Annotated in this window: 24 protein-coding genes and 2 tRNA genes; 6 read left to right on the top strand and 20 right to left on the bottom strand. The window is 42.8% G+C overall.

Features of this window, described 5'->3' with window-relative positions:
- Positions 1 to 16: 16 nt before the first annotated feature.
- The 12 genes from atpB to HMPREF1534_RS14380 form a co-directional block, all read right to left on the bottom strand.
- Complete coding sequence (gene atpB / locus HMPREF1534_RS14325) at positions 17 to 1,105, bottom strand: F0F1 ATP synthase subunit A (protein WP_005937688.1); 1,089 nt, start codon at positions 1,103 to 1,105, stop codon at positions 17 to 19.
- Entirely contained in the window at positions 1,098 to 1,523 is a 426-nt protein-coding gene (locus HMPREF1534_RS14330) for a hypothetical protein (protein ID WP_005937686.1), read from the bottom strand. Before HMPREF1534_RS14330 ends, atpB begins: the two co-directional genes overlap by 8 nt.
- 19 nt (positions 1,524 to 1,542) lie before the next feature.
- A complete protein-coding gene (locus tag HMPREF1534_RS14335; RefSeq protein ID WP_005937683.1) occupies positions 1,543 to 1,791 on the bottom strand; it encodes a F0F1 ATP synthase subunit epsilon in 249 nt (82 codons plus the stop codon).
- Between the two features lie 6 nt (positions 1,792 to 1,797).
- A complete protein-coding gene (gene atpD / locus HMPREF1534_RS14340; RefSeq protein WP_005937680.1) occupies positions 1,798 to 3,333 on the bottom strand; it encodes a F0F1 ATP synthase subunit beta in 1,536 nt (511 codons plus the stop codon).
- Positions 3,334 to 3,631: 298 nt separating this feature from the next.
- Positions 3,632 to 5,179, bottom strand: a complete 1,548-nt coding sequence (locus HMPREF1534_RS14345) for a M28 family metallopeptidase (protein WP_026231522.1) — start codon at positions 5,177 to 5,179, stop codon at positions 3,632 to 3,634.
- A 197-nt stretch (positions 5,180 to 5,376) separates the two neighbouring features.
- Positions 5,377 to 6,504 carry a glycosyltransferase family protein gene (locus HMPREF1534_RS14350; protein ID WP_005937674.1) on the bottom strand — a complete coding sequence of 376 codons (1,128 nt, stop codon included), beginning with the start codon at positions 6,502 to 6,504 and terminating at the stop codon, positions 5,377 to 5,379.
- A gap of 282 nt (positions 6,505 to 6,786) precedes the next feature.
- Entirely contained in the window at positions 6,787 to 7,224 is a 438-nt protein-coding gene (locus HMPREF1534_RS14355; RefSeq protein WP_005937671.1) for a PepSY-like domain-containing protein, read from the bottom strand.
- A gap of 199 nt (positions 7,225 to 7,423) precedes the next feature.
- Complete coding sequence (locus HMPREF1534_RS14360) at positions 7,424 to 8,695, bottom strand: sensor histidine kinase (RefSeq protein ID WP_005937668.1); 1,272 nt, start codon at positions 8,693 to 8,695, stop codon at positions 7,424 to 7,426.
- Positions 8,695 to 9,372, bottom strand: coding sequence for a response regulator transcription factor (locus tag HMPREF1534_RS14365; RefSeq protein WP_005937665.1), 678 nt, complete (start codon positions 9,370 to 9,372; stop codon positions 8,695 to 8,697). The genes HMPREF1534_RS14360 and HMPREF1534_RS14365 overlap by 1 nt, the downstream gene beginning before the upstream one ends.
- Before the next feature lie 185 nt (positions 9,373 to 9,557).
- The gene (locus HMPREF1534_RS14370) at positions 9,558 to 10,289 is read right to left on the bottom strand and encodes a NigD1/NigD2 family lipoprotein (protein WP_005937662.1); all 732 of its coding nucleotides are present in this window, start codon (positions 10,287 to 10,289) and stop codon (positions 9,558 to 9,560) included.
- 211 nt (positions 10,290 to 10,500) lie between these two features.
- A complete protein-coding gene (yihA, locus tag HMPREF1534_RS14375) occupies positions 10,501 to 11,103 on the bottom strand; it encodes a ribosome biogenesis GTP-binding protein YihA/YsxC (RefSeq protein ID WP_005937659.1) in 603 nt (200 codons plus the stop codon).
- Positions 11,084 to 12,553, bottom strand: coding sequence for a sodium:solute symporter (locus tag HMPREF1534_RS14380; protein ID WP_018452796.1), 1,470 nt, complete (start codon positions 12,551 to 12,553; stop codon positions 11,084 to 11,086). Before HMPREF1534_RS14380 ends, yihA begins: the two co-directional genes overlap by 20 nt.
- A 78-nt stretch (positions 12,554 to 12,631) precedes the next feature.
- On the opposite strand from HMPREF1534_RS14380, the gene recR reads away from it, so the two are divergent.
- Genes recR through HMPREF1534_RS14395 form a run of 3 tightly spaced genes read left to right on the top strand, consistent with a single transcriptional unit; the run spans position 12,632 to position 14,260 of the window.
- Entirely contained in the window at positions 12,632 to 13,249 is a 618-nt protein-coding gene (gene recR, locus HMPREF1534_RS14385) for a recombination mediator RecR (RefSeq protein WP_005937652.1), read from the top strand.
- 22 nt (positions 13,250 to 13,271) lie between these two features.
- A complete protein-coding gene (locus HMPREF1534_RS14390) occupies positions 13,272 to 13,736 on the top strand; it encodes a hypothetical protein (RefSeq protein ID WP_005937650.1) in 465 nt (154 codons plus the stop codon).
- Complete coding sequence (locus tag HMPREF1534_RS14395) at positions 13,736 to 14,260, top strand: GNAT family N-acetyltransferase (protein WP_005937647.1); 525 nt, start codon at positions 13,736 to 13,738, stop codon at positions 14,258 to 14,260. The genes HMPREF1534_RS14390 and HMPREF1534_RS14395 overlap by 1 nt, the downstream gene beginning before the upstream one ends.
- Here the strand turns inward: HMPREF1534_RS14395 and HMPREF1534_RS14400 are convergent.
- The gene (locus HMPREF1534_RS14400; protein WP_025066823.1) at positions 14,257 to 14,847 is read right to left on the bottom strand and encodes a YqgE/AlgH family protein; all 591 of its coding nucleotides are present in this window, start codon (positions 14,845 to 14,847) and stop codon (positions 14,257 to 14,259) included. The genes HMPREF1534_RS14395 and HMPREF1534_RS14400 overlap by 4 nt on opposite strands.
- Before the next feature lie 243 nt (positions 14,848 to 15,090).
- Here HMPREF1534_RS14400 and HMPREF1534_RS14405 point away from each other — a divergent pair.
- Positions 15,091 to 15,164: transfer RNA gene (locus HMPREF1534_RS14405), tRNA-Asp, on the top strand.
- A gap of 28 nt (positions 15,165 to 15,192) precedes the next feature.
- Positions 15,193 to 15,266 (top strand) — tRNA-Asp (locus HMPREF1534_RS14410).
- Between the two features lie 199 nt (positions 15,267 to 15,465).
- Here the strand turns inward: HMPREF1534_RS14410 and HMPREF1534_RS14415 are convergent.
- Complete coding sequence (locus tag HMPREF1534_RS14415) at positions 15,466 to 16,287, bottom strand: hypothetical protein (protein WP_018452794.1); 822 nt, start codon at positions 16,285 to 16,287, stop codon at positions 15,466 to 15,468.
- Positions 16,288 to 16,296: 9 nt separating this feature from the next.
- Complete coding sequence (locus HMPREF1534_RS14420; RefSeq protein WP_005937639.1) at positions 16,297 to 17,022, bottom strand: DUF4377 domain-containing protein; 726 nt, start codon at positions 17,020 to 17,022, stop codon at positions 16,297 to 16,299.
- 206 nt (positions 17,023 to 17,228) lie between these two features.
- On the opposite strand from HMPREF1534_RS14420, the gene HMPREF1534_RS14425 reads away from it, so the two are divergent.
- Positions 17,229 to 18,443, top strand: coding sequence for a transposase (locus tag HMPREF1534_RS14425; protein ID WP_005937638.1), 1,215 nt, complete (start codon positions 17,229 to 17,231; stop codon positions 18,441 to 18,443).
- A 368-nt stretch (positions 18,444 to 18,811) separates the two neighbouring features.
- Here HMPREF1534_RS14425 and HMPREF1534_RS14430 read toward each other — a convergent pair whose 3' ends face one another.
- The 5 genes from HMPREF1534_RS14430 to HMPREF1534_RS14450 all read right to left on the bottom strand — a co-directional run bounded on the left by HMPREF1534_RS14430 (position 18,812) and on the right by HMPREF1534_RS14450 (position 24,244).
- The gene (locus HMPREF1534_RS14430; RefSeq protein ID WP_005937636.1) at positions 18,812 to 20,215 is read right to left on the bottom strand and encodes a coiled-coil domain-containing protein; all 1,404 of its coding nucleotides are present in this window, start codon (positions 20,213 to 20,215) and stop codon (positions 18,812 to 18,814) included.
- A gap of 224 nt (positions 20,216 to 20,439) precedes the next feature.
- Positions 20,440 to 21,399: a toprim domain-containing protein gene (locus HMPREF1534_RS14435; RefSeq protein ID WP_005937633.1), complete on the bottom strand. Its 960-nt coding sequence runs from the start codon at positions 21,397 to 21,399 to the stop codon at positions 20,440 to 20,442.
- Positions 21,400 to 21,604: 205 nt separating this feature from the next.
- Positions 21,605 to 22,681: an AAA family ATPase gene (locus HMPREF1534_RS14440; protein ID WP_005937631.1), complete on the bottom strand. Its 1,077-nt coding sequence runs from the start codon at positions 22,679 to 22,681 to the stop codon at positions 21,605 to 21,607.
- A gap of 14 nt (positions 22,682 to 22,695) precedes the next feature.
- Positions 22,696 to 23,004 carry a DUF3853 family protein gene (locus HMPREF1534_RS14445; protein WP_025066904.1) on the bottom strand — a complete coding sequence of 103 codons (309 nt, stop codon included), beginning with the start codon at positions 23,002 to 23,004 and terminating at the stop codon, positions 22,696 to 22,698.
- A 220-nt stretch (positions 23,005 to 23,224) separates the two neighbouring features.
- Positions 23,225 to 24,244, bottom strand: coding sequence for a hypothetical protein (locus HMPREF1534_RS14450; protein WP_005937628.1), 1,020 nt, complete (start codon positions 24,242 to 24,244; stop codon positions 23,225 to 23,227).
- Positions 24,245 to 24,247: the final 3 nt, after the last annotated feature.

Below are 24,247 nucleotides of genomic sequence, written 5' to 3'. Positions count from 1 at the left end.
TTTTTAATGATTTATTTTATGCTTTTTCTTTCTCTGTTTCTTCTACACGGGACAGTCCGATAAACACTGCCGACAGCATGGTGAACACATACGCCTGAATAAAGGCTACCAGCAGTTCCACAAAGTTCATAAAGATGCAGAACAGAACGGATACCACTGTCATCGTGCCGTTTATGGCAGGTCCCATGCCGACTGTTACGAATATCAGGCTGGTGAGCGCCAAGATAACCGAGTGACCTGCCATGATATTGGCAAACAAACGTATCATCAAGGCGAAAGGCTTTGTGAAGATACCGAACAACTCTACTACCGGCATCAACGGCACAGGGCACTTTAACCATGTAGGCACATCGGGCCAAAGGATTTCTTTCCAATATGCCTTGTTGCCCCACACGTTGACAGCAATGAACGTACACAATGCCAATACCAGTGTAATGGCAATATTCCCCGTCACATTTGCTCCACCGGGAAAGATAGGAATCAACCCCATGAGGTTGTTGATGAACACGAAGAAAAATGCCGTCAACAGAAAGGGAGAATAACGCTTGTAATCTTTTCCCACACAGCCCTTGATTACATCATCTTCTATCATCATCACAAACATTTCCATGAAACCGACAAAACCTTTCGGTGCGGGAGAATCAGGCGTGCGCTTCTTATACCAACGGGCAGTACCCAGAATAATGGCAACCAGCAACACACTGTTGATTAGCAGAGCAAGTACTGTTTTTGTAATAGAAATATCAAACGGGCGAACCTCCTGTCCGGCAGCATTCACTTCTACAATCTTTCCTTTATGGTCTCCATCGGTAGCGATACGCAACCCTTCGTACTCACTGCCTTCATGTGCGATACGGGAAGAAAGAAAGGTATGCCATCCCGTCTCCTTACTGTATACAATCACCGGAAGAGGAATCACAATATCCTTATCACCCCACTTAGTGATATGCCATTCGTAAGAATCCTGAATATGGCCGAACACGATATCCTTCGCATCCACATTTTCCTGCTGCTGACTCACATTGATATCTTCGGCTTTCACCGTACCGACACCCATCATCAGCAAACAAAAAACAATACCTATCAAATACCTTACCTTATCCATTTTTTTCTTTTTTGTCTTTTAGTTTAATCTTCAAATTGCTTTCAAACACGAAGAAGAATATACTTTCATACAGCATGCTGAAAAGGTAAAACAAAAAGAAAGTCAATACGAAATCCTCCTTATGCACTTTGACGTGCAACACATAGAACAACAGGATTATCATCGAGAATACCATTTTTACAAACTTCATTCCCATATAGACGGAAAGCAACTTATGCGGCGTATACTTCCGACAGTAGTCGAACATAAAAATATAATACCATCCGAAGATATAAAAATACAGAGGAATAAAAGGAAACCAGGCAAAATAATGCTCCGGCCAAAATAACTTGATTGCTCCTCCTACTACCAGTCCGGCGACCACCATCATAACGGTCTTCCAGATTAAAAATCGCTTTTTTGTCAGTGTAAATCCCATAGTTTTGACTCTTTAAATGTTATTGTTCTACGCAAACCGATACTATATCCTGTTTTACCTCAACAAAACCACCCTTGATAGCGACTTTTTCCGGTTTCCCATCTTTCACATAAACGATTTGTCCCCCGGTAAGGGAAGAAATCAGAGCTGCGTGTAACGGCAGAAGAGTAAATGCACCCAACGTACCGGGAAACTCTGCATTCTCAACCTCTCCTTCGAAAATAACTCCTTCGGGAGTGGCGATTGTCATATTCAGAAACCGTTTCATAAAGCACTAATTCTTTTTATTGGCTGTTTCCAGCAATTTCTTACCTTTTTCTATTGCTTCTTCTATTGTTCCTACGTTCAGGAACGCTTGTTCGGGCAGGTAATCCACTTCCCCGTCCATAATCATATTGAATCCTTTAATGGTATCTTCGATGGAAACCATCACCCCCGGCACACCGGTGAACTGTTCGGCCACGGCAAAGGGCTGTGACAGGAAACGCTGTACACGACGTGCACGGTTTACCGTCCGGCGGTCTTCGTCCGAAAGCTCATCCATACCCAGAATAGAGATGATATCCTGCAACTCTTTGTTGCGCTGAAGGATTTGTTTCACGCGTTGCGCGGTGTCGTAATGTTCCTGTCCCACAACATTCGGGTCAAGAATACGCGAAGTGGATTCCAACGGGTCTACCGCAGGATAAATACCCAACTCGGTAATCTTACGGCTCAATACCGTTGTAGCATCCAAGTGGCTGAATGTAGTGGCAGGTGCCGGGTCTGTCAAGTCGTCGGCAGGCACATATACCGCCTGTACGGAGGTGATAGAACCATTCTTGGTGGAAGTGATTCGCTCCTGCATCTGTCCCATTTCGGTAGCCAGTGTCGGCTGATACCCCACAGCAGACGGCATACGTCCCAACAAGGCAGATACTTCTGAACCGGCTTGTGTGAAACGGAAAATATTATCAATGAAAAACAGAATATCACGCGGTCCGTTGGCATCCCCACCCTTACGGTCGCGGAACGATTCGGCAACGGTCAACCCGGAAAGGGCGATGGAAGAACGTGCGCCGGGAGGTTCGTTCATCTGTCCGTACACCAAGGTGGCCTGTGATTTCTCTACTTCGTTGTAGTCTACTTTAGAGAGATCCCAATTTCCCTCTTCCATGCTTTTTTTAAACTCTTCTCCATAGCGGATAACGCCTGATTCAATCATTTCACGCAACAGGTCGTTACCTTCACGGGTACGTTCGCCCACTCCTGCAAACACGGAAAAACCGTTGTGCTTCTTGGCAATGTTGTTGATCAACTCCATGATAAGTACGGTTTTTCCTACACCGGCACCACCGAACAACCCGATTTTGCCCCCTTTTGAATAGGGCTCCAACAGGTCGATTACCTTGATTCCGGTAAACAACACTTCCTGTGTAGTAGACAAATCCTCAAACTTGGGAGGTTCACGATGAATAGGGTATGCACCTTCTTTACTTAACGGCTTCATTCCGTCCACGGCATCGCCCACTACGTTCATCAAACGTCCTTTAATCTGATTGCCCACCGGCATGGTGATGGGATGTCCTGTCGGTATTACTTCCATGCCGCGTTGCAGTCCGTCCGTACTGTCCATGGCTACGGTACGCACCGTGTCCTCACCGATGTGTTGCTGCACTTCGACAACCAGCGTTCTGCCGTCCGGTCGTTTAATGGTCAAAGCGTCGTGAATACTAGGAAGAAGAAGGTCGGTATCGATATCTTTGCCTTCGAAATACACATCGACTACCGGTCCGATTACTTGTGATATATGTCCAACGATTTGTGACATAAGCTTCTGTTTAGTTTTATTTTATAATTTATCTTTGCTATAGAAACAATCTTTTCACCGAATTGTTTAGGTCGGTTATGCACCAACGTGCGTGGCAAAGGTAGAAATTATCTTCAATCATTATTCCCCGACTAACATTTTTTACACTTTAAAACGACATATATCCATTAAAAGGGGAAAAACAGAACAATTTTGATAGAAAGAAGTGAAAGATTATAATTATTCTCCCCGAAGCAATATGTATAAGTAACCGTTTGACACATAGCTCCGGAGAGAAAAACATTAAAAAGTATGCATACTACTCCTTATACATACCTTCTCTGGATAATTGCTTGTCCAGATTAGCAACTCCGAGTGCCACTATTGCAGTCACAACTGCCGTATGCTCCTGATATTCGGGAATATTCTTTGTGTAAAGATCACGTTCGGTATGCCAGATTTCTCCGTAAGAAAAATTATATCCTTTGATATCATCTGTCGTGAAACCATAAGTAGGAACACCCTCTACGGCAAACACACTGGCATCGGTTCCTCCCGTTGAAGTGGGGCGTTTACGGGGTTTGGCAACTTTCACCTCGAACGGGAAATCAGGATTGATATTCTTCACCGGTTTACAGATTTCTACAAAATCATCATACATAGCTTGTGGAACGGAAATACCAATCGGAGGAGTAGGTCCGCCATCCCGGTTGAACAGATTCGCAATCTTTCCCAACTCATTCTGATGTGTGCGGGCATATGCTTTTGCACCCAGCAAACCGAATTCCTCTCCGGCAAAAGCAATGAATAGAATGGTACGTTTGGGCTTCGCTCCCGAAAGGGCGATAAGTCGGGCAGCTTCCATCATAGGACCGATTCCCGTACCGCAGTCAATTCCTCCCGTTGCCACATCAAACGCATCGAGATGACCACTGATTATCACATATTCATCCGGATATTTTGTACCCTTTATGGAAGCTACTACATTATGGTATTTCACCGGGCCAAGCTTGAAATGGTTACGAATATCAAACTCCAACCAAAACTCCCGGCGTTCTTTTGCCATCTGTTCTATAACGGCATACTGATGCTCATCCAATTTAATATCACATACTTCGGGTAAATTATCAAAAGTGGTATTCTTGTCGTTCACCAACGGCCGGTCATAGAGTGCACGCAAGGGTACGGAAGCAGACTGTATGAAACCCAGCACACCGGCTTCGCACATCTCTTTATAGAATAACCCCGGCATACGACGCAAAGGAATCGTCTTGTGATGTGCACCCTTTGTCCAATTCTCCTTCATCAACGAATCATTCATTTGTTCAATCTTCACGTTTTCCGCTTTTATCGCATTGCGAATTGAATCAGCTTTGGCAGAATGATCGACAGGCCAGCCCACATTTTTTCCCGAGACCAACACCCACGCCCCTTTCAACTGATGTCTCATACGTTTCAGCTCAGCTTCCGTTGCGGGTTCTATCAGCACATGGCCACGTTGCAGCCCTTTGGTTCCCGAAGTATAAGAAGGAGTGACAAAATGCAGATTCATCGGTTGGTCGCCCCCGATAAGGCGTCCGAACCATGGACCACGGTTAAAACCTACAGGCAACTCACCGGCTTCTTCCAAATGAGCTTCGATACCCCAACTCCTAAATTCGCGGAGCATCCATTCGGCAGCATTATCATAGGCATCAGAGCCAATGGGACGACCTCCAAAACGATTAGTCAGGACATCCAGCTGATGCATTACACGATTATCGGTCGTTCCTATTTCTATTATTTTCTTCACGGCGGCAGGTTGAGCATATACATTTCCGGCATACAAAGAGGCCACCAAAAAAGACACGGCACAAAGGTTTTTCATCATAACAGTTTCGCTTTATCAATGATTAATGACTGCAAATATAAAACCTTTCATGAAACCTTATCCATTTCAAGCTCTATAAATTTCCATTTCCCCTGAATGATAATGTAATTCGCACCTACATAAAAAGCTATGTCTGCATCACGCAGCCATAACTTTAAAAGAGAGTTTTATGAATTTATATAAAGTAATTGCAATCAAATGAATTCTTCGACCAAATACATCTCATTGAAAAGTGTTTGCGAGTAATCGGCAGCGTTTTTTTGCAATAAATCAAGCAACAAATATTCTCCTCTGCGAACCCAATACACAAACTCACGCCGGGGTTCGTAAGTCTCGGCAAACTCCAGTAACCGCTCCAGTTCAAAATCATTAGAAACAATACCCGCACCACTCAAAGACGCATCGTAAGCATTACAGTCCTGTTCGATGTGTGCAGGAACCATCATAATGGGTTTTCCCAAATACATAGCTTCACAGATGGATTCAAACCCGGCAGTGCTGGCATAGGCTTTACAACCTGCCATCTGACGCAAAAATTCCACGTCATCCAACTGATAAAAAGTCAAAGTATCATCTACTTTCTTCACCGGTTCTTCCTCCCATTTATCCCAAAAGAAATGAAGCGGAATATCGGGATGCTTTTTATGCCATTCCATTATGTTCTCACCAAAACCTGAATTGACCATATATCCGTGCACATAATCCCCCTTACAAGACTCATATAATAAAACTTCCCGACGGAGTAATGGAGGAACAACACGAATGTGACACTTATCATCATCTTTCATGACACGAAAAGAAAGAGCCAATCGTTCGCGTGCTCCGATAGCAGTCAATCTGGTAAAGAATTTCAGTAATGCCACATTCAACTTTCCGACACGAGGGAATTCAAAATCTTTATGAAGAAACAAATATTGATGTCCGATACACACCTGAGGCACCGAAGGGCGAAACAATAAGTAAGTGAAACCTGTGAGCAATTCATAAAAATTAATAACCATGTCGGCTTCACTGGCTTCGATACGCTGGAAAATATAACGAATACTGTTCATGTAGACAGGCAGTTTTACCAAATTACAAGCAACACTGCGTATCAAACTCACCCGTTTGTTGGCTGGCGTAGGCGTAAAGTTCGGACTGACAAAACGTTTTACGGGTGCATGAATGCTACGGTTAAAAAATCCCGGCAAACGCCGCGAACTGCTCTTTCCCACCAACACTTCCACAACCTCGTGGCCGTTACGAAGCAAAATCTCTTCCAAAGTGATTGCCTGGGTAAGATGTCCCCTTCCCTCTCCTTGAACAATAAATAAAAATTTCATGAAGCAGCATATATTAAAAGTTTCACATTCATTCCGGTTATCTTTTAAAAACTATGCAAATATCCATGTTGTTCATTACAAGATAATGTCAAGGGAGTTACTATATGGTTAATTTAAACATTGGGAGTGTGTCAAAACTAAACCGGCCTATCCCATCGTCAGCTGTAGAGGCAGGGTTTGCCTGTCCGAAGACACAAAGCAAACTGTTTTCGGGCGAGCGGACCTCGCCCCTGCGAACCAAACGACAGCATTATCCACGTTTTAACACAACCCCAAGTAGTATTAATTATCGATATCAATCACATTAAATTTTAAGTCAAACTTGATTTCCCATCCATTGGAGAGCTTTATTTCATAGTCTTTTTTATCCTTTTCAATCCTCAGGACTTTAGCGTCTGGATAATTGGTTGACACATACTTCTGAATTTGAGCAGGAATCACATTACCCGGAACAGAGCTATATTTACAATTCACTTCTGTCCATGCTCCCCGCTTATCAAATTCCAACTTATCGCCATTCGTAAAAATTACATCATAACTTTTATCAAAGAGATCGGTTTCCATTTTAGCCATAGCTACTTTAGCAGCCGAAAAGTACTGTTTGATGAAAGTTTGAGCCGGTTGCGGTAATTGGTTAACTTGTATAGGCTTGTCATCATCGGCCATAACTACAGTTTGCAACGCGAATAAACACACTAAAAATAAAAATACCTTTTTCATAATCTGATTGTTTTATAAGTTATACATCATTGTCTTTTCTCTGATGCAAAGATTAAAAGAGATTCTGAAAAGAATTTGAAAAGAAGCACAGGAAACGCCTTTTTTACGAACTTTTTTTTATGAATTTAAAAAGTTGACCAAACTTTCCCTCTTAAATTGTTGGCACAAACAACGCTTATCATCGATTTACGACACCAAGTCATAATCTTACCTCAAAACAATGCTCCCCTTCCCGATAATAATAATGTAGATATATACCTTGCATTTTACAAATAGAATCGGCAAGTGCAAGTCCCAAACCGGTAGACCCTTCTTTCTTCTTTCCCTGATAAAAACGTTCAAATATATGACGACTGTCCAGTTCTGCTTCTGTCCCCCGATTGCAAAAAGTGATAGTACATTCCGTAATGATAATCCGAATATAGCCACCCTCTACATTATGAACAAAAGCATTTTTCAACAGGTTGGTAAATAACACCACTGCCAACATTTCATTCATAGTAATGAAAAACGTCCCTTCTTCCTCCACCTGTACTTCGATATGACGATAAGCATATACTTCTTTATAATCAGTGAGATATTGCTTAACCAAGCGATTAATTTCTATCTGAGAGGTCTCCGAGAACTGTCCATTTTCAATCTTGGAAAGCAACAATAAAGTTTTATTCAATTTTGTGATGTGTTCCAAGGTCTGGTGAGTCTTCATCAAGTCTGTCAGTTGAGCTTCGGAAAGAGCCTCATCCTCCATTAACATTTCCACACGATTGAGGCAGATAGAAAGTGGAGTTTGCATCTCGTGAGAAGCATTACCAATAAATTGCTTTTGCTGTTCAAACATCTTTTCGCTACGCTCCGCATAACGAATGGCCGCCTCATTCAACTTTTTAAATTCCGAAACCTGAGTAGGATTATGTAAAGGTTCATTCTTTGTTCCGATTCTATATTTATCCAACCAATTCAACAACACATAAAGCGGACGCATATTTTGATAAACCACCCACACATTTATCAAAATGGTAATAAGCAACATAATAACATACAGAAATATAATCCATCCCGTAATGGCTTCTTTCAAGTCCTCCTTTTCAATAGAAGGTGTTGCAACCGTCAGCTCAAAAAAACGGTCTCCGTCATCTTTAAAGAGCGTAGTCAGGATACGTGCCGGTTCTGTTTCTCCTTTTTCGGGAATATACACCATTGAATCTTTATAGAGTATATTTTCACGACTGACAGCATATTCTTCTGTTACCTCTTTTAAGAAATATTGATTATTGGAAGCTGTATTCCTGGATGGCAATTCTTCGCCTGCCAATGCACGGATAATAATAATTTCCGAGTAGTCTTCAAGTGCATCATCCACCTCGTCGTTAACTTCATCCATGACAGCGATATAAAAAAAGATAGCCCATCCGGTCAGAATAACTGTCAGGGCAAGCGATATACGAACCAGTATGTAATAAATCAGCTTCATCAGTCCATAGTCATTTTATAACCCAACCCATAAACGGCTTTCACCTCAGGAGTCGCACCGGCCTCCTTCAAATGCTTTCTTAAATTCTTTATTTGAGCATAGATAAAATCAAAATTATCTACTTGATCTATGTGATCACCCCAAACAGATTCGGCCATCGTATTCTTATTGACCAAACGTCCCGGACGATTCATGAAATAGACCAGAATGTCATACTCCTTACGATTCAAATCCAGTTCCTTACCATCTACCTGTACACGGTATTTATCAGGAAAAACTTCTATGTTTCCATATTTTATGGTAATTTCACCATTCTGCTGATTCCGTCGGATAACACTCTTGATACGTGCATTGAGTTCTGCCAAATGAAAAGGTTTTGGTAAATAATCATCTGCCCCCAACTCCAATCCCAAGACCTTATCTTCCAAAGAATCTTTTGCCGAAATAATAATCACGTTCTCACGTTTACGCATCTCTTTGAGCTGTTCAAGCAACTCCAATCCATTACCATCAGGCAACATTATATCCAGCAAAATGCAATCGTAAGTATAATCCTCTATTTTTTGGATACCTGTCCGAAAATCAGGAGCTACTTCTACTATATAGCGTTCTTTTTCTAATGAACGTTGAACTACTTCACGTAAATTAACATCATCTTCTACTAATAATATCTTCATAACCTTTGATATTTATGACAAGCAAAGAAATAAGATAATTCTGAAATAATACTGAAATAGAGAAAAAATAATTGGGGATGTGGACATTTCTTAAAAAAAGTGTGCCAAGAGCTCGAAATATCCCTCGTATTCCAACGTCATTTCGCTCTTGACACACGGTCACAAACTCTCTCTTTAAACCCTAATTATTCGATTTCCATTTTTGAAAAATCCATCTGTTTCACTTCATTCGGAGTCGGCTCGTCCATCAGTTCAAAAGGAACTGTCACTTCACCGTTAACAGCCGAATTCAATTTTATCTTAACACCTTTCATTCCGGGAAGAGCCTCAATAGAATTAAGGTTAAATGAAACAGCTCCATTTCCATAAAGACCGGTCATATCATCATAGGTATTATAACGCAACTCCAATGTAAGATAACCTTCAGAATCCAAAGCTAAGGGAGTTGTATGTACCAAACTGATGCGATGCTTTTCCTGTGCAGGCAGATTCTGCGTAAAAACAATATTCATATATCCGCCACCTATCCACATATTCCTCTTTTCAATATAAATAGGATCATTCCCCAATTCTGCATCGTTTTCTTCCGTAAGCTCCTCAACATCTTTAGTCAGAATGGAGCGAATACCCTCTATCTTGATAGCGCAATCATATCCTTGAAAATCATCATACAACGGATTGAATACGATAACAACACGCTCTCCATCCTCCGGCGACCAAGGAAAAGCCGATGCAGCAGGCCACAGAGTCCCCCACGTATCACCTGTCAGTGAATAAGTGTGGCTGTCTTTAGCTTCCACTGTAGCCCAATCAACAGCAATATCACCTATTGAATATCCATCACTATCGTCACATGACTGAAACATAAAAGAAGTAGCAGCCAGCATGATTCCACAAAAATGAGCTAACTTTTTCATAATCTCTCTGTTTTTTATATTCTATTCATTAAAGAATGAAAATGATGGATTACTGCATATACCCTTTTACTATTTAACGTATTTTCAGCAAAAGTTATAGATATAAATTTCTTCGTAAACTCAAATATAATCACACAATATTCCCTTTCCCACGAAAATATACGCAAGGTTCCCCTACGGTAAATGAGAATATAGTTCAAATAGAAAGCAACTATCCCTTCACACTCCGATTAATACTTTCTATATAATCCAATATTTCTTTGCGCCCTAGTTTTTTCTCAGAAGAAGACAAGAAATAAGGAGGCAATTCTTCCCATTGTTCACTCAGCTTCTTCAGATATTTGTTCACATTATCTTTTGCCTTCCCTCCCGACAATTTATCTGCTTTAGTAAATATGATAGCGAAAGGGACTCCATTTTCTCCCAACCACTCCATAAATTCCAAATCGATTTTCTGTGGCTCCAAGCGACAATCTATCAGCACAAACAAATTTGTCATTTGCTCGCGCCCCAAAATATAATCTTCTATAATTTTCTGAATTTTATCTACCTGCTTCTTACCTCTCAAAGCAAAGCCATACCCCGGTAAATCCACCAAATACCATTCGTTATTCACTAAAAAATGATTAATAAGCAACGTTTTTCCCGGAGTGGATGAAGTCATTGCCAGCTTAGGACGTTTGGTCAGCATATTTATCAAACTGGACTTGCCCACATTGGAACGGCCTATAAAAGCATATTCCGGCAAATTACCTTGCGGACACTTATCTACCTTTGTATTACTTATTACAAATTCAGCACTGAGTATTTCCATATATTTTTTTATTTTTAATACTTAAACAAGTTAACCCCATAAAAGTTAAGAATCCATTGAACATCAGCATCTCGTAGCCAAACTGATAACCGGTGTAATTAAACACCACCCTGTCTATGGCATAACACACCAGCGGAGATGCTATCGCCACATAAGGCACAAAGCGGTCACGCGGGTGCAACTTGGTGAACAGTCCGAACACAAACAGCCCCAGCAACGGTCCGTAAGTATAGGAGGCTATAACATATATCGCATCTATCACACTCTTATTATTCACCACTTTAAATAGCAGAATGAACCCAATAAAAATTGCCGAAATGCAGAAATGAACTATCTTCCTGCGTTTTTCCGCTTCTTGTTCGGGCAAATGACTGATACCCATAATATCGATGCAAAAGCTAGTGGTCAGAGCAGTCAATGCAGAATCGGCACTCGAAAAGGCTGCCGCGATAATCCCGATTGTAAAGAAAATCAACACTGCATATCCTAAATGCCCCTCTGCCGCAAACAGAGGAAGAATATCATCGCCTCCCGCCGGCAATGCCATCCCTGTCCGACTTGCCAGCAACAGCAACAAAACTCCCAAAGACAGAAACAGGAAATTGACCGGGACAAAAGAAATGCCGTAGCAATACATATTCTTTTGTGCTTCACGCAAGTTCTTGCATGACAAGTTTTTCTGCATCATATCCTGATCAAGTCCTGTCATTACAATCGTGATAAAGATGCCGCTGAAAAACTGCTTATAAAAGTTCTGTTTGGAATGCCAGTCATCGAAAACGAAAATGCGACTATGTTCATTGTCCTTCACGGTCTGCACCACTCCCGAAAAATCGAGTTCGAGTTGTCCCGCCACATTATATATTATAAGTCCCAATGCCAGCAAAAGGCACAAGGTCTGCAAGCTGTCAGTCCACACAATCGTGCGAATGCCGCTTCTGCGCGTGTACAGCCAAATCAGCAATACAATCCCTATCACCGTCACGACAAACGGAACCTCGAATACATCAAACACATAATGCTGAAGTATCAGGCAGACCAGATAAAGACGCGCTGCCGCCCCTATAATCTTTGAAAGAAGAAAAAAAGAAGCTCCCGTTTTATAGGAACATCTCCCTATCCTATCATCCAAATAGGAATAAATGGAGGTGAGATTCAGTTTATAGTAAAGCGGCAGCAACACATGGGCTATAATAAGATAGCCTACAAAAAAGCCCATACAAGTCTGCATATAAGTCATATCGATGCTACGCACCATGCCCGGAACAGAGACAAAAGTAACTCCCGACAACGAAGCTCCAATCATGCCGAAAGAAACAACATACCAGGGAGAACGGCGGTTACCACGAAAGAAAGCATCGTTATCGGAATTCTTGCCGGTGAAACGAGCCACAAGCAACAACATTCCGAAATAAAGAAATATGGTCAGCAGAATATAAATTCCGTTCATGTTATTTTTTTGACTGCAAATGTACGCAAAATCACTTAAATTCCGTAAGTTTGCAGCCATTATATAGGAATTTAATCGATGAACCAACAATACCCTTCCATATTATTAGAAAAAGCAGTAGGAGAATTTGCCAAACTGCCGGGGGTGGGACGAAAGACTGCCATGCGCCTCGTTCTTCATCTTCTGAGACAGGATACGGCTACTGTAGAAGCATTTGGCAATGCCATTATTACATTAAAACACGAAGTGAAATATTGCAAGATCTGCCACAATATATCAGATACCGAAACATGCTGTATTTGTTCAAACCCGGTACGTGACGCCTCCACCATTTGCGTGGTTGAAACCATCCGTGACGTAATGGCCGTGGAAGCTACACAGCAATACAAAGGACTGTATCATGTACTGGGCGGAGTGATTTCGCCAATGGACGGTATAGGGCCTTCCGACCTGCAAATAGAAAGTTTGGTGGAACGTGTCAAAAACAATGAAGTGAAAGAAGTTATTCTGGCACTTAGTTCTACTATGGAAGGAGATACAACCAACTTCTACATTTTCCGCAAGTTAGCTGACACCAATGTCAAACTCAGTGTTATCGCGCGAGGAATTTCCATTGGCGATGAGTTGGAATATACAGACGAAGTTACTTTAGGACGCTCCATTGCAAACCGCACATTATTTACAGGAACAGTATAATTATTGAATTAAAAAAGATACAATGGAAGAAAGAATAAATAAAACAGTGAAATATCTCCAGGCAGAATATATCATGATATGGATCTTGCCTATAGTGTTAGTCATCCTCTACGAAACGGGAATAATGACGGAAGGAGACTATGCCGGTGATGCCCGCATGGACTATATACTACAGACAATCGGTATACTGCTGACAGTAGGATTAATACCTTTATCCCTCCGACTATTCAGCCTGTCACTGGTAAAATGTGTCAAACTACTTTCACTCCCCGATGCCCTGAGCAGCTATCGCCGTTGGAGCGAAATCAGATTGGGACTATTGGTAGTGCCTGTATTGACAAACTTGTCGTTTTACTACCTCACACTCAATACTACCGGTCTCTTTTGTGCTGCCATGTCTCTCATTGCTTCCCTGTTTTGTGTCCCTACCCGCAAACGTATATGGAACGAACTCGACTTATTAAAGGAAGAAAAGGAGGAAGAATAATGGCACGACAATTAGAAGAAAACGGAATTAAGCTTCGCGCTCCCGAGCCGGAAGATTTAGACTGCATGTTCCGATTCGAAAACATTGTTGATTTATGGGATATCAGTAATACCACAGGACCTTACTCCCGTTTCCATCTGAAACAATACATTGAGCAAACGCAAAATGATTTATTTACAGACCGCCAACTCCGATTAATGATTGAAAATAGCGACAGACAGGTGGTAGGGATTGTAGATATTTGCAATTTTGACCCTCTGCACAGTCGGGCAGAGGTAGGCATCGTCATAGACGAAGCACAACGGAGGAAAGGAATAGGCAGACAGGCGCTATCTCTCCTTGAAAGCCACTGTTTCCATTACTTGGGTATCCATCAGCTGTTTGCATATGTAGACACCGCAAACAAACCCTGCCGCAAGCTATTTACTACTTGCGGTTATCAAGAGTGTGCACTATTAAAAGATTGGATGCATACCGGCAAAAGTTATCGGGATGTGATAATGCTCCAAAAAATAAATTTCTAGTTAAGCATCGGATATTGAGGATAACGTGCCCAAATAGCATATCTACCTCCTAATTTAGCAAGCATGGTATGCCATAAATCACAGAAATTCAAATCCTGCAACATCTCTTTATTACTATCCACTATCAACCATGATTTCTCTTCTATCTCCTTAATCAATTGCCCTTTCTCCCATCCGACATATCCCGAAAAGAACCGAAATACCCCTTCTACCGGTTTACCATCAAGAATATATTTTTGCACCTCGCCAAAATTGCCATTCACATATAATCCATTAGCCAAAGGTATTGCTCCCTTCAAATCTTCTAACGTGTGCAAAAAGAAAATAGTTTCTCTACTTACCGGACCTCCTTTATATATAGGCACACGCTGTGCAAATTCCAATGGAGGCAACAGTTCATTCAACAAGATATGGTTACGAAATTCTTTATTCAAAATTATTCCCATACTACCTTCTTCATTATGTTCTAGCAACAACACTACCGACCGGGTTAAATCATGACCACGAAAAAAAGGAGATGAAATAAGTATATCCCCTTTCATAGGTAATACCCTACCAGACTCTATCTGAAAAACACGCATATCCATAGTTAACTTCTTCTCTTTTTTAATTGTAATACCAATATACGGAATAAAATCAAATTAAAAAAACATCTCCTCTCCTTTTTTTGAAAAATTATTTTCCTTGAAATGTAAATGATTCACTATCAAGACCAATAGAAAAAAGTTCAGAAAAAAAACGTCCAAACATTTGCAGAATTCAAATTATTGCGTACCTTTGCACCCGCAATCGAGAGAGAAAGCATTGAAAGAAATACAAGTTGAAATATTGGTGCGTTAGTTCAGTTGGTTAGAATACATGCCTGTCACGCATGGGGTCACGGGTTCGAGTCCCGTACGCACCGCAACTTTTTTTTCGATAACAAATATATTGGTGCGTTAGTTCAGTTGGTTAGAATACATGCCTGTCACGCATGGGGTCACGGGTTCGAGTCCCGTACGCACCGCAATAAACATTGAAAATCAATGTTTTACAGAACAAACACCCGACTTTACACCCAAGAATGTAAAGTCGGGTGTTTTTTTGTATTATTTAATTTATCATCTTTGTGGTAGAGGATAAAAATAAAGCAAACGAAAAGAACAACCAAGTTTTCTTCATTTGCTTTATATGATATGCAGGCTTATCTGCTTAATATATCATTATCAATTCAGGATGTATTCAGGAATGGATGCTGTTGCAAATGCTCCTATTATTTCATAGTCTGTTTCGGGAACGGTCAGTATCATGGTGTAGTCTCTTGGGGGAACGCTTTTTGTCGTGGCATTGCTGATAAGTTCCACCCAATCCACATCCAAATAGCTTTTGATAATTTCCAGTACTGCTTGAGAATCACTAAACGATAGGGCGAAGTCATGGATTTCCATTGGAGCATTTTGTGCAAAGTTTCCGGATGGATCGGCTGAATAACTCAGACGCAAATAAGAAACTGTTTCCTCTCCATTCTGCTTGACAAAGAACTCATAAGTGCCTTCGGCAAGTGGTGTATTATTCAATTGGTGCTGCATATTGTCCATTGTAAAAAAATAGCAATCCCGCGCTTTATTGTTAACCAGATAGAGCATAAGGTTTGAAGTCAGCGTGGGATGATTGCTTTCAGCAATGCCGTATGCAATGTAGCAGTCTGTGACTTTCACTTCGACTGTTTCCTTGTCGCCTGTCACATTGTCCGTCAGAGTAAGCGTAGTAGTTCCTTTCTGTTTGCCTTGCAAGGCAACATAGGTACTTCCTCCTTCATTCTGAACCTTGTTGGCTTCTACTATCGTTTCGTCCGCTACGGACAGGCTGATGTCGCCGCTTCCATTGGTAATGGGAATCTCAGTGATGCCGCGCCACAATCTTACTTCATAATAGGTCTTTTCAAGGCTGAACGGGGACATTGGTTCATTTTCATTATTGTCATCGTTACATGCAGAGATAAATAGACTGATGATAATAAAAAAGGGAGCGATAAGTTTATTCATCATGACTATGTGTTATTGTTTTTTTATGGTAAATTCCACCTTTTGAAGTCCCTTTTTATAAACATTGGCAAGGATGAGTGCGTAACGAACTTCTTCGCCGGACTGCATGGATTGTGTAATGTGGGTAAACTCATCTTCGGGTACAACATCTTTGAACATCGGACCGTGTGATTCGTTGCGTACCAAACGAATTTCATCTGTAAACGGAGACAGAACAAACGAATAAATAGCCATGTAAGGCACGGACTCAAATTTCACCCAATTCGGGTCTTCTTTGTCAAGGACATCTTCCAGCCATATACGCGCTGAACTGTAGGATGGCAGCATTGAATCATACCCATCGTCATAGACTATTTTACCATTCTCATCAACAATATACCCTTTGCTGATGGCATATTTCTCAAAAGGACACAAATCTTGATATTCAATATCTTCTTCGGATGTTATCTCCTCATCGACCGGAATTTCCGGTTCTGTCACAAGTCTGTCTTGGAGAATACGGATAAGCGAATACGTACGGTCGGAACCATCCGCAGGTGGATTGGCGAGAATTGTCCGCTTTACCGATAGATAGTATTCGTGTCCTTTTATGTAAGTAAAGCCCTCAATGCTGTTGAATCCGAGAGGTTGCCATTCTTCGGAATCACCTTCCGTCTTGACGAGCATGCACTCTATGGGATTCTCCTTTTTGTCGTCGCCCCATGCATACATTACGCCTGTTTCTGCTGAAACCAGCATTCTAATCTCTTTGACTGAATCTTGGGGCTCATCATCACTGCAAGCTGATAACAGAAAAACTGTGATGAACAGAAATTAATACTTCGTTAAAATTGTAACTAATCCGTTGAAAATAAGCACGCTGATTGATAAAGTTTAGCATAATAAAATAGGTCAAGTGTCTGATTTTCATTATCTTTAATGGTATCCTACCACACATTAAAGCAATGAAAGGAACAGCACTTGACCAATATGAGGAAATCGTAACCGATGCTTTGAAAAGTTATTCAGCGAAGTTACGCAAAAGTTTTAAAACAGCATTCATCCAACTCATGATTTTGTATATGGCACTGCCAAGAAAGATAAATTTCACCCAAATGGGCCGTTACTCGGACAGTTCGGAACAACGTTTCCGGCAGTTGTTTGAACGTGAGTTGGACTGGATGCAGTTCAATCTCTTTCTTATGCGGCAGCGGTTTGGTGAAAATGCTAGAAAAGCCATTGCCATAGACGCGAGCTACATTTCAAAGTCGGGAAAGAAGACTCCTTATATTGGCAAGTTCTGGTCGGGATGCGCTTCTGCTATGAAACGAGGTCTGGAAATTCTCGGTATCGGCATTGTCGACATTGACAGTCGGGACTGTATGACGCTGCGTGCGGAACAGACACCGGACAAGGCGTATCTGGAAAAGCAAGGCGAAGATTACAGCCTTGTGGACTGGTATCTTGACGTGCTCCGCAAATACAAGGATAAGCTGCTGCGCATAACACGTTATGTCGTTGCAGACGCATGGTTCTCAAAGGCAAAGTTCGTGGGTGAAACCTGCCTGATGGGATTCCATGTCATCAGCCGCCTGCGTGATGATGCCGCCTTGTGGTATGCACATGACGGTGTCCGCACGGGCAAGCGGGGACGGCCGCGTATCAAAGGCGAGAAGATTGATTTTGAGAAACTCGACCTTCAGCGTTGTGAAGTTCTCGATATTGAAAGAGGAAAGGCTTACTCAATCAAGGCCTATTCAAAGACAATGAAACGCAACATCAAAGTCGTGGTTCATTATCCGGAATCAGGAGGACATAAAATCTATTTCTCCACCGACCTTGACATGGTGGCCAAAGACATCATCGAATACTACCGTACAAGATTCCAAATTGAGTTTTGCTTTCGGGATTCCAAGCAGTTTACCGGACTCAACGATTGTCAGGCAAGAGACTTGAGGAAACTTGACTTCGCTTTCAATGCTTCACTGGCCTCGGTAAACATCGCAAAGGTCATGCGCCAACGATACTATCCGTCGCTTTCCATCGGACTGCTAAAGGCCTATCTGAGTAATGTTTATATACTCAAAAGAATTTTTAGTAAGTCCGGTCTGAAACCGAACAGAACTTTTAATACTAAACTTATCAAAGAACTCTTTGGCTTTGTGGCGGAAGCCGCTTAGCCGATATGTTGAATTTTTAACGGACTATTAAGAAATGAAGTGATAAGTTTATTCATATTCTGACTGTTATGTTCTTGATTGACCCTGTCAAGATGTTAAGTTAATAATAGCAGAAAACGTGAGCCAACTATGCTACGTCTTAACTTGAAGGTCGTAGGAAACCATAGATGCAGATGTAACAATAGCAGCCCACGCTATAGCGTGAGAACCACTATGCTATCCTTGCATCTAATTTGAAAATTTCCTACGTTTTCAAGTACAAGATAAGCATAACGCTTCTTCTTTTTCTCTTATGTCTTGGAAAGAGTTGCCTCAATCCGTTTGCAAAAATACAGAATTTTATTGAAATCCAATCAAGTACCATCGAATTACATCCTAAATCCTCTACTTTTTCTTGGCTCTTCTGCTGATTTACGTAAACTATGCCGTAATTTATCAAACTGTTCTTTGAACCATTCGCCAATCGGCTGTCTGTTTATGGTCAGTACCAGTTTGCTGTCATCTGTCGGATTCCTTTCTACCTTGAAAATATCATTCTTGATATCAAACTTCCGCCTGTGTTCTTCGGAATAAATCCTGCCATTGCACCTGATAGCTTCTTTCTTTGTCAGGAGGCTCTCTATCATTTCTTTGGTGAAGCCGATGGCAGCGCACAACTTTTCCATTCTCAACATCTCCCTGAGCATCGGAAACCACTTGAAAGCCTTTTCAAGCAGGGTATTCAACCGTGATATTTCCTTGTCTTTGGCTTCAAGTTCCTGATTGTGTATTCCTTGCAGGTTGCGTATCTGCTTGCCGTGCTGTTCCTGCATACGTTGCATTTGGGCTTTCAAGTCATCAATGCCCTTGTCCCGTTTGGCAATTTCCTGACGCAATTCTTCATTGGACTGCTCCAGTTTCTTCATTTTTCCGCTGCCGAAAAGAGAACCCACTCCGCTTGCTATAACCGTAGCGGCATCGGTGGCTGCACTTTTGAGCTTGTCCGTGCGTATCTCCGATTTCACCTGTCTGAGTTCCTGTTCGGCAAGGTCTACCTGCTGTTCCTTATGCCGCTTTATGGCTTCTATGCGTTGCAGTTCGGCTTTCTGCTTCTCAATGATGAAGTCGTTCCGCTCCAGATGTTCTTTGCCTGTTACGGCTTTTGACTTACCACGCTCCATCAGAAGGATGTCGGATGCCAAGGTCTGCATCTGCATCATGTCATCGTCATTGAGCTTGCGGCTCCTACCTGTATCGTGGTTCATCCAATCGAATACGATATGCGCATGGTAATTCGGTTTGAACCACCTTTCGCCTACCTTGAAACTCTCCCTGTCCTCCGGGTCAGGCTGTCCGTTCAGCCAATGTCCTTCGTCTTTGTGCAGGAAGATTTGGAGCGGTGTAATGCCCCAGCGTCTTTGGCACTCCTCGCCAAATTTATGCACATCTGCCAGTGTGGTGTCAGGTCTGATGAGCAATACTCCCTCACGTATGGGGGAACATCCTGCCACTTTGATAATCTTGCCGTTCTTCCCTTTGCGCTCACGCTCCTTTTCCTGCATGGCACGACCAGTCTTTTCCTTGACCATCCGTTTGATGTCCTCATAGTGCGCCTGCAATTCGGGACTGCCGAAGTCCGGGTTTATCCACTGCTCGTTATTCGCAGAGAGTTCGGATACCACATATACCTTGGATTTTCCGATGTTGCGCATATACTCGGCAGTTCTCCGGTTATGAGCCTCGCTTGATGCCACATTGCAAGGCTTGATATGTATGCTTGATTTTGTTGCCATCTTTTAATTCTGATTGAGTTGTTTACTAAATCTGTTTGTTGCTTTCCGCGCATATCCGCAAGGGGTTCTTAGGGGTGTAACCCATAAGCGGAGTTTCCAAAGAGAGGGTCACTCTTTGGTCGGGTTGCATAGGGCTGAAAGCCCTTGCCGGGTTCTTAGGGCAGCGTCCTAAGCCCCTCGGGAGAGCCCACAACTACGCAAGCGAAGCGCGTAGTTATAGTGGGCTATAACCGGAAGCCTTTCGGTTTCTTGGGTAACGCATCATTCCTCTTTTTGACGAATTGCATTTGCTCTTTTCTATCCGCCATGCGTTTCTGCAAATACTCGTTCAGGTCTTTGCATCCGCTGTAGATTTGTGAAGCGTCCCGTATATGCCGGGTGCTGTCGTATTCCTTGCGGATTTGCTGAAGGGCTTCCATTCCTGCACGGTCATTGTCAAAAAAGCAGTGGATGCGCTCATAGCTTCCCAATGGATAAAGTGCTTTGGAAACATTGGCAACAGAGTTCAGAACCATGTAATCCTGCCTGTCGAATTCAAGGTATTGCGGACAGCTTTCGAGCCGCAGGGTCAGAAATGAGAGGTAGTCCATAAATCCCTCGAAAACGAAACACGTGCCCTTTGGCTCTCCCGACTGTCTGATGTGGGATATTTCCTTCGGTGCGATACAGCCCTTGAAATATCGGTTGCGGATTTCATAGCCGCCCGACATGTTGGGAAACGCAATGGCGAAGTACCGTTTGCCGTTGTGCGTAAACCGCGCTTCCTTACATTCTTTTTTCGCCAGTGCCAGATTTATCCCCCTTTCCTGCAAGTAAGCGAGCAAGGCAGGAGAAGAAAGCGGCACGATTTCCAACTGTTGGAAACTCGGCTCTGTAAATGACTGCTTGCGAAAAGAGAAAGAAACGGGGTGCACGTGCGGTGCTTGTTCCTCTATGCGTTTCAAAAGGTACGGCACGCTGTCCGTTGCATAGAGGTGCGAAGCCAGCGCGATGATGTTGCCGCCCTTGCCGAGCGCAAAATCATACCATTGGTTCCGCTCGGTGTTCACCTTGAACGAGGCTTCGGTTTCTTCCCTGAACGGTGATTTGTACCATAGATTGATGCCCTGCCGCTTCACCGGGCTATATCCCAAGCTGTGAAGGTATTCTTCCAGCCTGATTTGTTTTGCTGTCTGTATGTCCATAAATGATTGTCTTTATCGGTTATTGTTTGTTTTTCTTTTCGCCAGTATCTGTTTATAGGTTACTGGCTGTATAACCACTTCACTTTATTGTCGTATATATAGGATACGGCTTAAAGTGAAGCGGTTTGATGCGCTCCTGCAACCACTTCGCTTTATCCTAATATATAGACCCGGAGAATAAAGTGAAGTGATTGCAGGAAGCGTGTCAATAGTGGAAATCCGGTTCGTATCTGTACTTCCTGCCGTTCTCCTGCACTATCATCCGCTTGTTCTTCAACACTGTGATGAGTTTAACCAGCTTGTTGTCGCTTAACGGAACACCCACCAAGGCATACGACTCTTTCAATGCTTTGCTCAGTTCCTTATATCCGTATTCGTCCTGCAACGAAAATGCGGCTTCCAGTGCTATCCGGTGTTGTTGCTCGGAAATGTCCTTGCAGGCATCGAACCTTTCACCTTGGGGTCTGCCGGGCGCTTTGGCTTCTGTCTGGTAATCCTCCATCAGTTCAGGCAATGCCCTTTCATTGATGCGGAAGGCAAACGGCTCGAAGTCCATCGCACGGATGTGCATGGCAGAAACCTTGCTGATGTCCCCGTTACTTTTGTCCTTTTCAACGAGCAGTACGCTTTCAGCCTTGTTGTTCAGTTCCGTGCCGATATGTCCCCTTGCGTTCTCATCCCCCTTGTTCTGGTGGAGTATCGTGTGGATATGTATCTGCCTGTCGTCCGTCCACTGCATCAGTTTCGATATGATGCGTGTCGATTCGCCGGGGCTGTTGATGTCATACACCATGTCACGGATGCCGTCTATCACTACCATACCGAGGTTCGGTGTATGGTAGATTGCCTGTTCGACAATCCTTATGCGTTGCTCCGGCGTATATTTCCGCAGGGCAAGGAACTCAAGGTTCTCGTTGTCCCTGTCATCGGGCAGCCCTGCCATGCGCATGATGCGTTCCATCACATTCAGGCAGTGGTGGGGGCTTTGCTCCGTATCCACGTAAAGCACTTTCCGCTTGGCTTCGGGAAGTTCAGCCGCATACCTGAGCACCGTGCCGTTCTTCAAAGCCGCAGCCACGATAGCCGACACATTGAATGTCTTCTTGCTTTTGGCTTTGCCGATGGATGCACTGAAATTTCCCAACGTGCCGATTACAGAACCTTTCACGCTGAGGATTTCTGGCGCTTTCTCGTATTTTCCCGACAGGCTCAACCGTGAGGCTTGCCAGAGGATTACCGCCTGTTCGTCCGATATTTCCCGGATGTCTTTCATATAGTCCATAGCAATTCCTCCCGTTACTTGCGTCCGCCTGTTTTCTTCCCTGCCAGTTCAAGGGCAAGTTCCGCATCCACGATAATCTTGCGCCCTATCTGGGTGATAGCCTTGTCTATTTTTCCGCTTTTCTTTATGCGGTTGGCGGTGGGCAGGCTGCATCCGAACAGTCTGGCTATGCCGGGTATTCCGTACACATACTTTCTGTTTGTGTCCGTTACGGGCTGTGGCTGCGCTTCCGTCTGAACGGAAGCGTGTCTGCTTAACATTATGAACTCTTCACCCGTCATCTGCCAGACGGGTTTGGATAATAATTCTTGTAGATTTTGCATAGTTCTACTTTTTTGATTCAACAATCAGCCCTGCGCACTGGCTGTTATTTCTGTTCTCGAACGGTGCAAAATTAGGTAGGGTTATGGGTGGTAAGGATGGGGGCGGTATAATCCGAGCATCGCTGTATATTATTGAATATCAGAAAATAAAAATACCACTCAAAAATTAATTTGAGTGGTAAAAGTGGAACTTTCGTAAAATATCAGGATATGTCACCGATTATCTGAATATATGCTCCATTTCTTTGGCGAATTTCTGGTTGCTGTCACTGGGGAAATCAGAAACTGGCTCCTTGTACTTGGACTTGTAGTAGCTGTCATCAATATCCAGCAGTTTCAGTATCCCGGCTTTCCATTTGTCCTTGTCCTGTTTGGAGAGTTTTTCGCTCATGAGGAATATCAGATAGCATACACGTATCTTCTCTCTCGGTTTAATTCTCAACTTGCAGTTGCAGGGGTGCAAGTTCATATTGGCATAAAAATCCGGTGCGGAAATTTCCTCGAACTGTTCTCCAACACATACCTCATGAATGAGCGAAAGCAATTTCATGCTGAAATACTCTTGTTGTTCATCCGCCGTTTCCTGCTGACTGATTGGCTTGCCCGGCTCGTCCTGTCGTTTCCCGTCAGGAATGTATTTCTTCAATATATCCAGAAAAAGGCAGCTTTGACGGTACATGTCCGCACAACGGTTCTTCATATATTGGAATGCCTCTTTCCTTGCTGCCTTTTGCTGGTCATAGAGTTCATTCAGTTTGGCTCTTTCCTTGTCATATTCAGCCTTGCAGCGTTCATATTCTTTTTCAGCCTGTTTTTCCTCTTCGGCAGTATGTTCCCTGTAGCCAATGGAATCATACCTGTTGTTGGCTTCATTCAGCGGCTTGCTTAGGCTCCTTGTTACATCCTGTTGGGCTTCAATTTCAAGGGAATACCTTTCCATGTGTCGATAGCAAGCACGCTCTACGGCACTATCACTCAACGGGCACACCTCATAAGCCTGTATGCTCTTTTCTATTTCGGTTTTCAGGCTGTTGAGTATCAAGGTGTATTGTTCTTTTTGCCTGTCAAGCACCAGTTCAAGGATAGCAGCCTCAAAAGACTTCATGTCATTGTATTCCTGACAGAAATCGGAAATGAATTTTTGTCTGTCAAAAGAGAAAACGCGATTGTCTATATAGTCCCTGTATATTCTATTGAGTTCCCCGTATCGGAGAATCATCGTCTGTATCTTGTCTGCCATAGG

The sequence above is a fragment of the Phocaeicola massiliensis B84634 = Timone 84634 = DSM 17679 = JCM 13223 genome (genome assembly GCF_000382445.1).
GTDB classification, from domain to species: domain Bacteria; phylum Bacteroidota; class Bacteroidia; order Bacteroidales; family Bacteroidaceae; genus Phocaeicola; species Phocaeicola massiliensis.
Note: the sequence above shows the minus strand (reverse complement) of the source record. Positions and strands in the feature narration are given on the sequence as shown.

Coding starts and splice junctions, on each gene's coding strand:
- recR (WP_005937652.1), top strand. CDS start 12,632: ATGAACCAACAATACCCTTCCATATTATTAGAAAAAGCAGTAGGAGAA.
- HMPREF1534_RS14450 (WP_005937628.1), bottom strand. CDS start 24,244: ATGGCAGACAAGATACAGACGATGATTCTCCGATACGGGGAACTCAAT.
- HMPREF1534_RS14390 (WP_005937650.1), top strand. CDS start 13,272: ATGGAAGAAAGAATAAATAAAACAGTGAAATATCTCCAGGCAGAATAT.
- HMPREF1534_RS14415 (WP_018452794.1), bottom strand. CDS start 16,287: ATGATGAATAAACTTATCGCTCCCTTTTTTATTATCATCAGTCTATTT.
- HMPREF1534_RS14430 (WP_005937636.1), bottom strand. CDS start 20,215: ATGGCAACAAAATCAAGCATACATATCAAGCCTTGCAATGTGGCATCA.
- HMPREF1534_RS14400 (WP_025066823.1), bottom strand. CDS start 14,847: ATGGATATGCGTGTTTTTCAGATAGAGTCTGGTAGGGTATTACCTATG.
- HMPREF1534_RS14370 (WP_005937662.1), bottom strand. CDS start 10,289: ATGAAAAAGTTAGCTCATTTTTGTGGAATCATGCTGGCTGCTACTTCT.
- yihA (WP_005937659.1), bottom strand. CDS start 11,103: ATGGAAATACTCAGTGCTGAATTTGTAATAAGTAATACAAAGGTAGAT.
- HMPREF1534_RS14330 (WP_005937686.1), bottom strand. CDS start 1,523: ATGGGATTTACACTGACAAAAAAGCGATTTTTAATCTGGAAGACCGTT.
- HMPREF1534_RS14365 (WP_005937665.1), bottom strand. CDS start 9,372: ATGAAGATATTATTAGTAGAAGATGATGTTAATTTACGTGAAGTAGTT.
- HMPREF1534_RS14425 (WP_005937638.1), top strand. CDS start 17,229: ATGAAAGGAACAGCACTTGACCAATATGAGGAAATCGTAACCGATGCT.
- HMPREF1534_RS14355 (WP_005937671.1), bottom strand. CDS start 7,224: ATGAAAAAGGTATTTTTATTTTTAGTGTGTTTATTCGCGTTGCAAACT.
- atpB (WP_005937688.1), bottom strand. CDS start 1,105: ATGGATAAGGTAAGGTATTTGATAGGTATTGTTTTTTGTTTGCTGATG.
- HMPREF1534_RS14440 (WP_005937631.1), bottom strand. CDS start 22,681: ATGGACTATATGAAAGACATCCGGGAAATATCGGACGAACAGGCGGTA.
- HMPREF1534_RS14380 (WP_018452796.1), bottom strand. CDS start 12,553: ATGAACGGAATTTATATTCTGCTGACCATATTTCTTTATTTCGGAATG.
- HMPREF1534_RS14445 (WP_025066904.1), bottom strand. CDS start 23,004: ATGCAAAATCTACAAGAATTATTATCCAAACCCGTCTGGCAGATGACG.
- HMPREF1534_RS14345 (WP_026231522.1), bottom strand. CDS start 5,179: ATGAAAAACCTTTGTGCCGTGTCTTTTTTGGTGGCCTCTTTGTATGCC.
- HMPREF1534_RS14435 (WP_005937633.1), bottom strand. CDS start 21,399: ATGGACATACAGACAGCAAAACAAATCAGGCTGGAAGAATACCTTCAC.
- atpD (WP_005937680.1), bottom strand. CDS start 3,333: ATGTCACAAATCGTTGGACATATATCACAAGTAATCGGACCGGTAGTC.
- HMPREF1534_RS14360 (WP_005937668.1), bottom strand. CDS start 8,695: ATGAAGCTGATTTATTACATACTGGTTCGTATATCGCTTGCCCTGACA.
- HMPREF1534_RS14335 (WP_005937683.1), bottom strand. CDS start 1,791: ATGAAACGGTTTCTGAATATGACAATCGCCACTCCCGAAGGAGTTATT.
- HMPREF1534_RS14395 (WP_005937647.1), top strand. CDS start 13,736: ATGGCACGACAATTAGAAGAAAACGGAATTAAGCTTCGCGCTCCCGAG.
- HMPREF1534_RS14420 (WP_005937639.1), bottom strand. CDS start 17,022: ATGCTGGTTTCAGCAGAAACAGGCGTAATGTATGCATGGGGCGACGAC.
- HMPREF1534_RS14350 (WP_005937674.1), bottom strand. CDS start 6,504: ATGAAATTTTTATTTATTGTTCAAGGAGAGGGAAGGGGACATCTTACC.